Source organism: Deinococcus pimensis DSM 21231, assembly GCF_000519345.1.
GTDB lineage: Bacteria > Deinococcota > Deinococci > Deinococcales > Deinococcaceae > Deinococcus_A > Deinococcus_A pimensis.
This window is the reverse complement of record NZ_KI912625.1, coordinates 61,988-75,424: the sequence shown is the minus strand read 5'-3', so window position 1 is coordinate 75,424 and position 13,437 is coordinate 61,988. Positions and strand designations below refer to the sequence as shown.

At 69.9% G+C, this 13,437-nt stretch carries 13 protein-coding genes; 1 reads left to right on the top strand and 12 read right to left on the bottom strand.

What is annotated here, in order from left to right; translation table 11 throughout:
• The 9 genes from DEIPI_RS0102920 to DEIPI_RS0102880 all read right to left on the bottom strand — a co-directional run.
• On the bottom strand, positions 1–954 hold a 954-nt coding region (locus DEIPI_RS0102920), incomplete at its 3' end, for a 2Fe-2S iron-sulfur cluster-binding protein (RefSeq protein WP_027480790.1).
• The gene (gene nuoF, locus DEIPI_RS0102915; RefSeq protein WP_027480789.1) at positions 951–2,294 is read right to left on the bottom strand and encodes an NADH-quinone oxidoreductase subunit NuoF; all 1,344 of its coding nucleotides are present in this window, start codon (positions 2,292–2,294) and stop codon (positions 951–953) included. The genes DEIPI_RS0102920 and nuoF, both read right to left, overlap by 4 nt.
• Positions 2,295–2,361: 67 nt before the next feature.
• The gene (locus tag DEIPI_RS0102910) at positions 2,362–2,973 is read right to left on the bottom strand and encodes a complex I 24 kDa subunit family protein (RefSeq protein ID WP_027480788.1); all 612 of its coding nucleotides are present in this window, start codon (positions 2,971–2,973) and stop codon (positions 2,362–2,364) included.
• 10 nt (positions 2,974–2,983) lie between these two features.
• Positions 2,984–4,192, bottom strand: a complete 1,209-nt coding sequence (gene nuoD / locus DEIPI_RS0102905) for an NADH dehydrogenase (quinone) subunit D (protein ID WP_027480787.1) — start codon at positions 4,190–4,192, stop codon at positions 2,984–2,986.
• Positions 4,189–4,869 (bottom strand): NADH-quinone oxidoreductase subunit C, encoded by a 681-nt coding sequence (locus tag DEIPI_RS0102900; protein ID WP_027480786.1) that lies wholly within the window; start codon positions 4,867–4,869, stop codon positions 4,189–4,191. The genes nuoD and DEIPI_RS0102900 overlap by 4 nt, the downstream gene beginning before the upstream one ends.
• On the bottom strand, positions 4,857–5,393 hold the full coding sequence (locus DEIPI_RS0102895) for a NuoB/complex I 20 kDa subunit family protein (protein WP_027480785.1): 537 nt from the start codon (positions 5,391–5,393) through the stop codon (positions 4,857–4,859). The genes DEIPI_RS0102900 and DEIPI_RS0102895 overlap by 13 nt, the downstream gene beginning before the upstream one ends.
• The gene (locus DEIPI_RS0102890; RefSeq protein WP_027480784.1) at positions 5,384–5,710 is read right to left on the bottom strand and encodes an NADH-quinone oxidoreductase subunit A; all 327 of its coding nucleotides are present in this window, start codon (positions 5,708–5,710) and stop codon (positions 5,384–5,386) included. The genes DEIPI_RS0102895 and DEIPI_RS0102890 overlap by 10 nt, the downstream gene beginning before the upstream one ends.
• A 586-nt stretch (positions 5,711–6,296) precedes the next feature.
• Positions 6,297–7,460, bottom strand: a complete 1,164-nt coding sequence (locus DEIPI_RS0102885; RefSeq protein ID WP_027480783.1) for an ATP-binding protein — start codon at positions 7,458–7,460, stop codon at positions 6,297–6,299.
• Positions 7,461–7,626: 166 nt separating this feature from the next.
• Positions 7,627–9,654 carry a M3 family metallopeptidase gene (locus DEIPI_RS0102880; protein ID WP_027480782.1) on the bottom strand — a complete coding sequence of 676 codons (2,028 nt, stop codon included), beginning with the start codon at positions 9,652–9,654 and terminating at the stop codon, positions 7,627–7,629.
• A gap of 172 nt (positions 9,655–9,826) precedes the next feature.
• Between DEIPI_RS0102880 and DEIPI_RS0102875 the strand changes: the two genes are divergently transcribed.
• The gene (locus DEIPI_RS0102875; protein ID WP_052351596.1) at positions 9,827–10,900 is read left to right on the top strand and encodes a phosphodiester glycosidase family protein; all 1,074 of its coding nucleotides are present in this window, start codon (positions 9,827–9,829) and stop codon (positions 10,898–10,900) included.
• 127 nt (positions 10,901–11,027) lie between these two features.
• On the opposite strand, the gene queA is transcribed toward DEIPI_RS0102875, so the two are convergent.
• The 3 genes from queA to DEIPI_RS41190 form a co-directional block, all read right to left on the bottom strand.
• Positions 11,028–12,038, bottom strand: a complete 1,011-nt coding sequence (gene queA, locus DEIPI_RS0102870) for a tRNA preQ1(34) S-adenosylmethionine ribosyltransferase-isomerase QueA (protein ID WP_027480780.1) — start codon at positions 12,036–12,038, stop codon at positions 11,028–11,030.
• Positions 12,039–12,045: 7 nt separating this feature from the next.
• Positions 12,046–12,588 carry a LabA-like NYN domain-containing protein gene (locus tag DEIPI_RS0102865; RefSeq protein WP_027480779.1) on the bottom strand — a complete coding sequence of 181 codons (543 nt, stop codon included), beginning with the start codon at positions 12,586–12,588 and terminating at the stop codon, positions 12,046–12,048.
• A 97-nt stretch (positions 12,589–12,685) separates the two neighbouring features.
• Positions 12,686–13,437 (bottom strand): phosphoenolpyruvate carboxylase (locus DEIPI_RS41190; RefSeq protein WP_045233532.1); only part of this gene is annotated, 752 nt, incomplete at its 5' end.

Here is a 13,437-nt window from a genome sequence, read left to right as displayed (position 1 = left end):
GAGGCCCGCGCGGATCGCGTCGATCGCCTCGTCCCAGGTGGCGGGCACGAGGGCGCCCTCCCGGCGCACGAGGGGCGCGCGGAGGCGGTCGTCCGTCGCGACGGGATGCCCGAAGCGCCCGGCGTCGCAGATCCACGCCTCGTTCACCTCGCGGTTCTCGCCCGCCACGATCCGCTCGATGCGGCCGTTGCGTCCGTCCACGGTGATGGAGCAGCCGACCGGGCAGAGGGTGCAGGTGGTGGGCGTGTGGTCGTACTCCCAGTTGCGGCCCCGGAAGCGCGCGACGTTGTCGAGGAGCGCACCCACCGGGCAGATGTCGGTGATGTTGCCCGAGAAGCCCGTCGGGAGGCCGCCCTCGGCGGTGTCGATGAAGGTGTGCCCGCCGCGCTCGATGAAGTCGAGGACCTCCTGGCCGGGCACCTCCTCGAAGTAGCGCACGCAGCGCTTGCAGTGGATGCAGCGCTCCTGGTCGAGGATCACGAAGTCCGACAGGGGGTAGTGCTTGTCCGCGTGGCGTCGGTCGAACTCGAAGCGGCTCGCGCCGTACCCGTACTCGTAGGCGCGGTCCTGCAGTTCGCACGCGCCGCCCTTGTCGCAGGTGGGGCAGTCGAGCGGGTGGTTGAGGAGCGTGAACTCCATCATGCCCGCCTGCCCCTTCTTCACCGCTTCGGACTGCGTGCGGATGACCATGCCCTCGGTCGCCATGAGGGTGCACGACGCCATGGGCTTCGGGAACCAGAAGATCTTGGGCTCGTCGCCCTCCATGATGAGGTTCCCGTCGGGGCCCTTGCGGGGCGAGCCGGCCTCCACGAGGCACATGCGGCAGGCGCCGACCGGGGAGAGGTAGGTGTTCGCGCAGAAGTACGGGACGTCGCGGCCCGCCGCGAAGACCGCGTCGAGGGCGCTCGTGCCGCTCGGCACCTCGACTTCAAGGCCGTCGATGATGACTTTCACTGGTCGTGCCACCTCTTTCTGGCGGGGTACAGGGGCTGGCCGGTGGTGGCGAGCGCGTCGTACTCGTCGCGGAACAGCTTGATGGAACTCAGGACCGGCCCGAGGCAGGCGTCGGCGAGCGCGCAAAAGCTCTTCCCGCCGATGTTGTCGCTCATGTCGAGGATGAGGTCCACGTCGCCGGGCTTTCCCTGGCCGCGCACGAGCTTCTCGTACATGCGGGTCATCCAGCCGCTGATGCCCTCGCGGCAGGGCGTGCACTTCCCGCAGCTCTCGTGCGCGTAGAAGCGCACGAGGTTCCACGTGGCGTTCACGATGCAGTCCGCGCTCGGCACGAGCGTGACGCCGCCCGTGCCGAGCATGCTGCCGCGCGCGGCGACGCTCTCGTAGTCCATGGGCGTGTCGAGGATCTCGTCCGTGTAGGGCATCATCGGGCAGGAGCTCCCGCCGGGGATGATCGCCTTGATCTCCTCCGTCGGGCCGCCGCCCCAGTCGAAGATGAGCTCGCGGAAGGTGGTGCCGAGCGGCAGCTCGTACACGCCGGGCCGCCGCACGGGGCCGGAGAGCTGGAAGAGCTTGTTCCCCTTGCTCTTCTCGGTGCCCATCCCGGCGTGCCATTCCCAGCCGTAGCGCAGGATCTGCGCGGCGGAGCAGAACGTCTCCACGTTGTTGATGGTGGTGGGCAGGCCGTAGAGGCCGGCGGCGGCCGGGAAGGGCGGCTTGAGGCGCGGGTTGGCGCGCAGGCCCTCCAGGGAGTTCATGAGGGCGGTCTCCTCGCCGCAGATGTACGCTCCGGCGCCGCGGTGCACGTACAGGCGCAGGGAGAAGCCGCTCCCGAGGATGTCGTCCCCGAGCAGCCCGGCCTCCTCCGCCTCCCGGATGGCGGCCTCGACGCGTTCGGCGGCGAGGACGTACTCGCCGCGGATGTAGACGTAGCCGACGCTGGCGCGCATCGCGAAGGCCGCGATCGCCATGCCCTCGACGAGCTGGTGCGGGTCCTCGCTGAGGAGGTAGCGGTCCTTGAAGCTGCCCGGCTCGGACTCGTCGGCGTTGCAGACGACGAAGTGCTGCCGTCCGTCGTTCAGGGGCATGAAGGACCACTTGAGGCCCGTCGCGAAGCCCGCGCCGCCGCGTCCGCGCAGGCCGCTCTTCTTCACCTCGTCGATGACGGCGTCCGCGCCGATGGCGAGCGCGCGGCGCAGCGCGTCGTAGCCGCCGTCCTCGCGGTAGGTGCGCAGCGTCCACGAGTCGGGCTTCCCGACGCGGGCGTAGAGGGTGGGCGCGAAGCGGGGGTCCTTGCCGCTCGTGATGGACTTGGGGGCCGCAGGAGCGGGGCTGGTCACATCAACCTCCAGAGACGCGTCGGACGCGCCGAGACAAGCGAGGGGCCGTCCCTGAGCGTGGAGCCCGTCACGGAGCACCTCCCGTGAGGGGCGCGAGGTCGTCGGTGGTGGCACCCACGGCCTCGCCGCTCGCGAGGACCTGCCGTCCGCCCTGCACGAAGGTGGGCAGGGGCGAGTCGAAGGCGGGGGCCTGTCCCGCGCGCATCGCGGCGAGCAGGCGCGCGCACTTCGAGGGGCCCACGCGCTCGTAGTAGCCGTCGTCGTTGAGCTGAACGACGGGCGCGGTGCCGCACGAGCCGAGGCATTCGACCTTCTGCACGCTGAAGAGGCCGTCACTGCTCACCTCGCCGGGCTGCACGTCGAGTTCCGTCGTGATGGCGTCCCACAGCTCGTCGGAGCCGGCCTGGGCGCACATGAGGGTGCTGCACACCTGCAGGTGGAAGCGGCCCGTGGGCACCGTGTGGTAGGTGCTGTAGAAGCTCATGACGGACCGCACCTCCGTCGCGGTGGTCCCCACGAGCGAGGCGATCTCCTCCATGTGAGGCTCGGAGACGTAGCCGAAGCGGTCCTGCACCTCGCGCAGCAGGGGCATCAGGGCGCTCCGGCGTCCCCGCTCCGTGTCGGGGTAGCGCGCGAAGACGGCGCGCAGGAAGTCGGGCTTGTCGCTGAAGTAGGTCAAGGCGGTCTCCTTAGCGGTCCACGTCCCCGAGCACGGGGTCGATGCTGGCGAGCACGGTGATGAGGTCCGCGAACTGCCCGCCGACGCCCGCGTACTCCATCGCCTGGAGGTTCACGAAGCTCGGCGCGCGGATCTTGAGGCGGTACGGCATGCTGCCGCCGTCCGAGACGAGGTGGTAGCCGACCTCGCCGCGGGCGCTCTCCACGGGCACGTAGGCCTCGCCGACGGGCGGGTGGAAGCCCTCCGTGACGAGCTTGAAGTGGTGGATGACGGCCTCCATGCTCGTTTCGAGTTCCTCGCGCGGGGGCAGGCTGATCTTGCGGTTGGGGTCCTTCACGGGGCCGGGCCTGAGGAGCCCCAGGGCCTGCCGGACGATCTTGGCGCTCTCGCGCATCTCCTGGGCGCGCACCATGAAGCGCGCGTAGGAGTCGCCCTCGGTGGCCCAGGGCACCTCGAAGTCGTACTGCTCGAAGCCGCAGTAGGGGTTGGCCTTGCGGTGGTCGAGCCGCACGCCGCTCGCGCGCAGGTTCGGCCCGGTCAGGCCGAGGTCGAGCGCGAGGTCCTTCGGGATCACGCCGACGTTCTTCGCTCGGTCGATGAAGATGGGGTTCGTGGCGAAGAGGGACTCGTACTCGTCGATGTGCCGGTCGAGGCCGTTCACGAAGTCGCTCACGTGCTGCGCCCAGCCCTCGGGGATGTCCCGCGAGAGGCCGCCGACGCGCAGGTAGCCCTGGTTCATGCGGTAGCCGCTGACCTCCTCGAAGAGGTCGAGGATCGCCTCGCGTTCGCGGAAGGCGTAGAAGAACGGGGTGAGCGCCCCGAGGTCGAGCAGGCCCGTGCCGAAGAAGACGGTGTGGCTCGCGAGTCGGCCGAGCTCGTGCAGGATGACGCGCACGACGCTGGCGCGTTCGGGCACGTCGGCGCCCATGAGCTTCTCGACGGAGAGGACGTAGGCGAGCTCGTGCCCGAAGGAGTGCAGGTAGTCCGTGCGGGGCGCGTACGTGACGTTCTGCTGGTAGGTGCGGTTCTCCATCGTCTTCTCGAAGCCGGTGTGGAGGTAGCCCATGTGGTTCACGACGCGCGTGACGTACTCGCCGTCCATGTCCACGACGAGGCGCAGCACGCCGTGCGTGCTGGGGTGCTGCGGGCCGACGTTGAGGCTCAGCGTCTCGGTGTGCAGCAGGCTGCCGCTTCTGGTGTCGGTTTCCTGGACGGTCACGACTCGCCTCCCTTGGGTTCGCGGACGGGCGCCTCGGCGCGCGGCGCGAGGCCCTTGCGTTCCCCGCCTCGCCAGCCGGTGAGGCCGCCCTGCTGGCCGGTGAGGCCCGCGCGGAACGCGGCGGGGTCGAGGAAGCGCCCGTCGCGGAAGAGGGTGGGGCTCTCGCCGAGCGGGAAGTCCTTGCGCAGCGGGTGCCCGTCGAGGTCGTCGGGCGTGAGGACCTTGCGCAGGTCGGGGTGGTCGTCGAAGCGCACGCCGACGAGGTCGAACACCTCGCGCTCCAGGTAGTTCGCGCTCTTCCAGACCGGGTAGAGGCTGGGGAGGTGCTGGCCGTCCTCGACGTAGGCGCGCAGGAAGACGCGCTCGTTCGTGTCGGGCTGGTAGAGGTTGTAGGTGACGCCGAAGCGGGCGGGCTTTCTCAGCACGTAGTCGAGGTAGTCGATGCCGACCACGTCGAGCAGCATGAAGCCGCGCGCCCGGAGGAGCGCGGCGGTCTGCAGGAGCCGCGCGGGCTCGATGGGCGCGACGGGGAGCAGGCCCTCCTCGGTGGACTCGCGCGCGAGGCCGAGTTCTGTCAGGAGCGCGTCCAGCCGGGCGGCGGGCGCGACGGCGGGCGTGACCGGGTTGGGCTGGCGGTCGTCCTGCACGTCGAGATTCCGGCCTCTCAGCGGGTCCATGCTTCCACCATGGGGAGCTGGGTGCCGAGGTCGTCGAAGGCCTCGCCGCGGATCTTCTTCTGGAGCTGCATCACGCCGAAGATGAGGGCCTCGGGGCGCGGGGGGCAGCCGGGCACGAACACGTCGACGGGCACGACGCTGTCGACGTTCTGCACGATGGCGTAGTTGTTGAACATGCCGCCGCTGGAGGCGCACGCGCCCATGCTGATGACCCACTTGGGGTCGGGCATCTGGTCGTAGACGCGGCGCATGACGGGCGCCATCTTCTTGCTGAGGCGTCCGGCGACGATCATAACGTCGGCCTGGCGGGGGCTGGCGCGGAAGACCTCGCTGCCGAAGCGCGCGAGGTCGTTGCGGCCGTCGGTGGAGGCCATCATCTCGATGGCGCAGCAGGCGAGGCCGAAGGTGGCGGGCCACAGGCTGTTGCTGCGGCCCCACGCGACGAGCTTTTCGAGGGAACTGAAGAGGATGCCCTCGTTCTCCAGTTCCTGCACGTCCTTTTCGAAGAGGTCCTTCAGTCCCATTCGAGCACTCCCTTCCGGACGATGTAGACGTAGCCGACGAGGAGGAGCGCCACGAAGGTGACGGTCTCCCAGAAGGCGAACACGCCGAGCTTCCCGAAGGCCACGGCGATCGGGTAGAAGAACGCGGTCTCGATGTCGAAGACGATGAAGAGCATCGCGACGAGGTAGAAGTGCACCGGGAAGCGTTCCTTGCCGCCGGGGAGCGGGTCGTTGCCGCTCTCGTAGGCCATGAGCTTGGTGCGGCTGGGCTTCTTGGGGCCCAGGATCATGCTCACGACGACGGCGAGGACGCCGATGCCGCCCGCGATGAGCAGCATGATGAGTGCGTGCAGGTAGTCGATGGTCCTTCCTCCTTGCGGGTGGCGCCGGTGCCGCTCGTGCGAAAATTCACGAGACGACGGACGGAAGCGCGCGAACAGGTGACACTGCGAACACGACGACGAAGAGTTGGTGTACGCATTTGTTCTACCACGCAACGAAGACGCACGTGAGAAGATGCACACGGAGTTGGACCGAGTACAAGAAAAGAGGGTGCCGCCCGCTGCCGAACCCCGGCAGGACGACCACGCCCCAGGCGTCCGCCCATGGCGGTGACGCGCCTCTCCATGCTTGGGGGTGGCCGTCCAGATTTGGGCGGCGTACGCTCTGCCTGCGTACGCACCTAAGCGGTTCGGTGCTCATGCCTCGTGCGTGGACGCTTCTCTACACTCATGGCGGGAGCGGTCCCTCGCTTTTGCCTGGAGCGTCAACGCGTCTCTTCACTCATAGGCGGAGCGGTCCGGTGCTCATGCCTGGGGCGGTGACGTGTCTCTCCATACCTGGGGGTGGCCGTCCAGCCTTCGGCTGCGTACGCTCGGGGACGGCCCCTCGCTCAGGCCTGGGGCGTTGGCGTGTCTCTACAACTTATTGGACCATCTCCACGAACTCGTCCTCGTCGTCCTCTTCCCTCACGAGCGGCAGTTCGAACGAGAACACCGAGCCGTGACCGCGTGTCGACTCCACCCAGATGCGGCCCCCGTGAGCGTCCACCGCGAGCTTGCAGAACGCGAGGCCCATGCCCGTGTCGAAGCGGCCGTGCAGGGTCAGACGCGACTGCTCGAAGGCGCTGAACAGGTTCGGGAGGTCCTCCTCCGGGATGCCCTCCCCGTCGTCCTGCACGGACCAGCGGAGCAGGCCGCCCTCCTGGCTGGCCACCACGCGGATGCGGCCGCCCTGACGGGTGTGCTTCACCGCGTTCGAGATGAGGTTCGCGAAGACGCGGCGCAGCAGCTCGGGGTCCGCGTGGACCGGGGAGAGCCCCTCGGGGAGCTCCACCGTGAGGTCACGGTCGGAGAGGCCGATGCCGACGTCGCCCTGCGCGAGCTCCACCACGTCGCGCATGGACGCCGCGAAGAGCGTGGCGCGGCTCAGGTGCATCTTGCCAGCCTGCATCTTGCGGACGTCGAGCATGTTCACCGCGAGGTGCAGCAGGTGCTGCGACTCGTCCCGCGCGAGCCGCAGCAGTTCGAGCAGGTCGTCCGGGACGCGGCCCGCGTCCTCCAGCACCACGTCCATCAGGCCCAGCACGGCGCTGATGGGGTTCTTGAGGTCGTGGACGAGCATGTGCACGAGCTGGTCGCGGACGCGTTCCTCGTGCGCCCAGTCCTCCAGCCGCTGCTGCTGCATGTGCGCCCGCTCCTCCAGGTCACGCAGCTGCCGCACCCGCGCGAGGTGCGTGCGCACCATCATCGCGACGGCCGCCGGGGGCGTGCTCTCCGCGACGATCGCGTCGGCGCCCGCGCTGACGAGCGCGCCGAGGCCGGTCGAGCCCAGCGCGAGCCAGTGCGTGTACGCGAGTTCCGGACGGGCGCGCAGCATCACCAGCAGGTCCGCGAGGGGGACGCTGCTCGGCAGGTCGCCGCACAGCAGCAGCACGTCGGGCGTCATGGTGCGCGTCTCGCGCAGCAGGGCCTCCGCGTCGCGGACGAGCACGACGCGCGCCTCGGGCAGTTCCCGCGCCAGCGCGGCGGCGCGTTCCGGCGCCTCGGAGGCGACGAACACGTTCGGTCGGACGATCGGGGCTGCCATCTGTACCCGTATCTTAGTGCACCATGAGGCCCCACTAAATGAGATCGCCTCAAATCCTCAGGGGATGCCCATAAACGTGCGAAACCTCGCGTCCGTCGACGAACGTCACAATTGACGACATGAAGAAGGGAGGCCGGACGACCGGCCTCCCCAACCCCCGCGCTCCTTAAGCCCGGCCCATGCCCGAGCGGCGCAGCAGCGCCTCCGGATCGGGGTCGCGGCCCATGAAGTCCCGGTAGAGCTGCGCCGGGTCCTCGCTGTTGCCGCGCGACAGCAGCTTCTCCACGTACTCGTTGCCCGTCACCTCGTTGAAGATGCCCTCCTGGGCGAAGCGCGAGAAGGCGTCCGCGTCGAGCACCTCCGCCCACTTGTAGCTGTAGTAGCCCGCCGCGTAGCCCACCGGGCTCGCGAAGATATGGCTGAACGCCGCGATGAACGCGTAGTCCTCGGGAAGCGGCGCGGGCGCGAAGCGCGTCATCACGTCGCGCGCGTACGCCACCGGGTCGCCCTGACCGTCGAAGTCCACGTGCAGCGCGAGGTCCACCGTGCCGAAGCTGATCTGCCGCATCGCCGCGTTCGCCGCGCGGTAGTTCTTCGCCGCCACCATCTTCTCGAACAGGTCCTGCGGGATCGCCTCGCCCGTCTCGAAGTGACGCGCGAACAGATCCAGCGCGCCGCGCTCCCAGCACCAGTTCTCCATGATCTGGCTGGGCAGCTCCACGAAGTCCCACGCGACGTTCGTGCCCGCCAGCGAGCGCGTCTCCACGCGGGAGAGCGCGTGGTGCAGCAGGTGCCCGAACTCGTGGAAGACCGTCTCCACCTCACGGTGCGCGAGGAGCGCCGGGCCCTCCCCGACGGGCGGGGTCATGTTGCCGCACATCAGGCCCAGGTGCGGACGGAAGCCCGCGGGCGTCGGACGGCCCGTGATGAACGCGTTCATCCACGCGCCCCCACGCTTGCTGTCACGCGGGAACCAGTCCGTGTAGAAGCTCGCGACGTGCTCGCCCGACTTGTCGAACAGGTCGTAGAACTTCACCTCCGGATGCCAGCCCGGCGCGTCCGCCTCCCTCACCGTGATGCCGAACACGCGGCGCGTCACCTCGAACAGGCCGCTCATGACGCGGTCCAGCGGGAAGTAGGGACGCAGCTCCTCCTCGTCGAGGGCGTACTTCGCGAGGCGCTGCTTCTCCGCCCAGTACGTCACGTCCCACGGTGCCAGTTCCGGCGCGTCCGCGCCCGCCGCCTCCCGGTAGAACGCCTCCAGCTCCGCGTTCTCCGCCTCGAAGAAGGGACGGACGCGCTCCTCGAGGTTCGCCTCGAAGGCCTTCGCGCGCTCCCCGCTGGCCGCCATGCGCTCGGCCAGCACGAGGTCCGCGAAGTTCGCGAAGCCCAGCAGATTCGCCTTCTCCCGGCGCAGCGCGAGGATCTCCCCCACCAGCTCGCGGTTGTCGCGGCCCTCGCCCGTGCCGGTGCGGTTGTACGCCTCCCACAGCTCCCGGCGCAGCGAACGGTCGTCCGCGTACGTCAGGATCGGCTGGTAGCTCGGCAGGTGCAGCGTGATGCGGTAGCCCTCCTTCCCACGCTTCTCGGCCTCCGCGCGCGCCGCCAGCCGCGCGCGCTCCGGCACGCCCGCGAGGCGCGACTCGTCCACGTACAGCTCGTACGCCGCCGTCCCGTCGAGGACGTTCTGGCTGTACTTCGTCGTGAGCTCCGCGAGCCGCAGGTCGATCTCCTTGAGGCGCGCCTTCGGCTCCGGCGCGAGCTCCGCGCCCTGACGGCGGAAACGGTCCATCGTGAGCTTCAGGAAACGCGCGCGCTCGCCCGTCAGGGCCCGCGCCTCCTCCGTCGCCTCGAACCGCTTCAGCGCCGCCCACAGCTCCTCGCTGAGCTGCAGTTCCGTGCTGAACGCGCTGACCTTCGGACGGACGGCGTTGTACGCCGCGCGCCACTGGTCGTTCGTCACGACGGACTCCAGGTGCCCGACGACGGTCGTGACGGTCTCCAGCTCGCGGGAGAGCTCGTCGAGGTCCGTCAGGAAGGACGAGGGATCCTCGGACTTCACGAGGCGGTCCAGGCGCTCGCGCGACAGCGCGATGAGATGATCGATGGCGGGCTCGGCGTGCTCGGGACGGACCTCGTCGAAGGGGATCCGGAACCCGATACCGAGCAGGGGGTTCCCTGTCGCGGTGGTCATGCGCGGAGTATAGGGCAAGGTGGCCCGGACAGGCAGCAGTACGCAAGATGGCGGGATCACCCGCTCACTGCACGTTCACGCACCCCGCCCCTGGGTCTTCATCGTTCGTTGCGCGCGCCAAATTCACCACGTGAGAACCCCAAACGTGCTCCCATGGTCTATGGGCCGACGAATGACGCTTCCCCTCCTCCTCCTCGTCCTCGCGTCCGTCACGCAGGCTGCCCCCGCCGCTCCCACGAACGTGGTCACGGTGAAGAAGGGCGAGACGCTCTACCGCATCGCCACCCGGCACCACCTCAGCGTCGAACGGCTGCGCCAGCTCAACGGGCTGCGCGGCAACCGCATCCTCGTCGGCCAGAAGCTGCGCGTCGCGCCCGCGAAACCCGCCGTGGCGAAGGCCCCGGCCCGCAAGGTCGCCGTGAAGGCCCCCGTGCAGCCCGCCGCGCGCGGGGCCGTGAGGCACGCGCCCGTGAAGAAGAGCGCCGCGCGCCCCACCGTGAAGCGGCCCGTCCACATCACCAGGGCGCGCGGAGTCACCGGACCCGCCCGGCCCGCCGGTTCCAGCGTCCGCCTCGTGCGGGGCCGCGTCCTCGGCGTGCCCGTCGCGATCGTCAACGTCGACCTGCGTGACCGCCGCGTCCTCGTCACGCCCATCCTGCCCCGCGCGGGCCTCGGCACCGGCGGCGAACTGCACGCCATGAGCCGCACCGGCGCCGTCGCCGTCATCAACGGCGGCTTCTTCCACCCCCGCACCTTCATCCCCGCCGGGGACCTCGTCGTCCGTGGACGCTACATCGCGCGTGGACGCATCAACACCGCCGTCGCCATCACACCCGACAACCGCGTCGTCGTCGGCCCCACGGGCAGCGTCCGCGCGTCCGGCTGGCGCGGCTACGAGACCGTCATCGCCACCGGACCTCACGTCGTCCGCGCGGGGCGCCTCGTCGTGACGCCCCGCGCCGAGGGCTACACCGACGCCGCCCTGTGGGGCCGCGCCGCGAGAAGCGCCATCGGCATCACCAGCAGCCAGCGCCTGTTCTTCCTCAGCACCAGCCGCAAGCTCAGCCTCTCCGAACTCGCCCGCGTCATGCAGCGCGCCGGCGCCCGCGACGCCATCCTCCTCGACGGCGGCACCAGCACCGGCCTCCTCTGGAAGGGCCACGCCGTCGTACCCGCCGGACGCAAGGTCGCCTACGGCATCGGCGTGTACGTCAACTACCGCGGCGCGAGGTTCCAGCGGGAATAGCGCGGGGACGGCCCCTCGCTTGCCTGGGGCGTGCACGCGTCTCTACAGGTGTGGGAGTGGCGGCCCGCGTTTGGCTGCGTACGCCCCGAAGCGGTTCGGGGCTCATGCCTGGGGCGTCAGCGCGTCTCTACATCTTTGGGAGCAGCATCGCGTCCCCCAGGCTGTAGAACCTGTAGCGTTCGCGCAGCGCGTGCGCGTACACCTCGCGGATCACGTCGCGGCCGCTGAAGGCCGCGACGAGCAGCAGCAGGGTCGAGTTCGGCAGGTGGAAGTTCGTGATGAGGAGGTCCGGGACGTGCACTGGATCGCCGGGACGGATGAAGATGCTCGTCTCGCCCGGCCCGGCGCGGAGCTCGCCGCCGTGCCAGGCGCTCTCGAGCGCGCGGACGGTGGTCGTGCCGACCGCGACGATCCGGCGGCCCCCCCGCTTCGCGCAGTTCACGGCGTCCGCCGTGGCGTCCGAGATCTCGAAGCGCTCGGCGTGCATCACGTGCTCCTCCACCGGTCCCGTGACGGGCTTGAAGGTGCCCGCGCCGACGTGCAGCGTGACCGCCGCGCGCTCCACGCCCATGGCTTCGAGGCGCGCGAGGAGCTCCGGCGTGAAGTGCAGGCCCGCCGTGGGCGCCGCGACGCTCCCCGCCTCGCGGGCGTACACGGTCTGGTAGCGGTCCCCGACGTCCCCGTGGATGTACGGCGGCAACGGCAGGCTCCCGATGCGCTCCAGGTGAGGCTTCACGTCCTCCTCGAAGCGCAGCAGGCGCTCCCCGCCCGGCAGGACCTCCACGATCTCGGCGCGCAGGTCCCCGAGCAGAAGCTCGTGACCGGCACGTTTGGCGCCGCGCAGCATCGCGCTCCACACCAGCGGGCGCTCCTCGCGCAGCAGTAGCACCTCCACGCGCCCGCCGCTGGGCTTGCGGGCCATCACGCGCGCCGGGATCACCCTGGACTCGTTGAAGACCATCAGGTCGCCCGGACGCAGGAACTGCGTGAGGTCGCGGAAGACGCGGTCGTGCAGGACCGGCCCGTCCGGCGTGGGCTCCACGACGAGCAGGCGCGACGCGTCGCGCGGCTCCGCGCCCGTCTGCGCGATGAGTTCCTCCGGGAGGTCGAAGTTCAGGTACGCGAGGTCGTCCGCCACGCCGCCCCTACTTTCCGCCCTCGGCGCGGGGACGGGCGGGCATCAGCGCGCCCTCGATGTCGGTCAGGTGCGTGAAGCGGTCCACGGCGTCCACCAGCTTCTGCGCGGTGTGCTCGCGGAACGCGATGGCCTCCACGCGCTTGCCGCGCTCCTGCAGGACCTCCACGATGTCCGAGAAGTCCCCGTCACCGCTGCCCAGCACGATCACGTCGAGGTGATCAGAGAGGCGCACCATGTCCGCGACGATGCCCATGTCCCAGTTGCCTTCCCAGATGGCCTTGCCCTGGTCGTTGACGTGGTGCAGCTGCAGGTTCATGCGGCGCACCTTGTAGCCCAGCGCGGACAGCTTGAAGATGAAGGGGCGCGCGGTGGAGTCGCCCTCCTTCTCCACGACGTACGCGACGGCGCGGACGAGCTCGCGGTCCTGCGCGCCGAACTTCAGGAGCGTCTCGAAGTTCACGGTGCGCTCGTGCAGGTCGCGGGCGGAGTGGTAGAGGTTCTGCGTGTCGATGAAAATGCCGACTCTCGGTTTATGGGTGACGTACTGCATTGTGGACTCCTCGAAAAGTGGGGGACTGGGCCGTCACGGCGGACGGCCCAGAGAAGGCTAACACGCCCCCGGTCGGGCGTTGGTGTTCCGGCGCGCCTCAGCCGGTGTTGCGCATGCCCGCCGCGATGCCCTGAATGCTGAGCAGCAGCGCGCGTTCCATGTCCTCGTCCATGTCGCCCGCCGCGCGGGCGCGGCACAGCAGTTCCACCTGCAGACGGTGGATCGGGTCGATGTAGGGGTTGCGCAGTTCGATGCTGGTCTTCAGGCGCGGCTCCAGTGACAGGAGAGGCCCGCCCACGGCGTCCTCGACGCGCGCGACGGTCGCGTGCCACGCCGCCACGATGCGGTCGCCGAGCGTTCGGCTGCCCGCGTGCTCCGGGGGCGCGAGACGGCGGTACTCCTCGAAGATCAGCAGGTCGCACTTCGCGAGGCTCATCTGCGCGTTGTCGAGCACCGCGCGGAAGAAGGGCCAATCACGGTACATCTCGCGCGCCACGTCCTCCCCCATCGCGGCGAGGCCCTCCCCGAGGCCGAACCAGCCCGGGACGTTCGCGCGGTTCTGCGTCCACGACATCACCCAGGGGATCGCGCGGAGGTTCTGCAGGGTGGGCGGGCCGGGACGGCGCACGGGCCGCGACGCGATGTTGAGCCGCGCGATCTCGTGGATGGGCGTGACCGCCTCGAAGAACGCGAGGAAGTCCGGGTGCTCCACGAGGTCACGGTAGGCACGCACGCTCGCCTCCGCGCCGCGCGTGAGCGCCTCGGTCCAGCGGGCGGGGAGCGCCTCGTCGTCGCGGGCGGCGGCGAGCAGCAACCCGTGCAGCGCCTGCTCCAGGTTGCGGTGCGCGA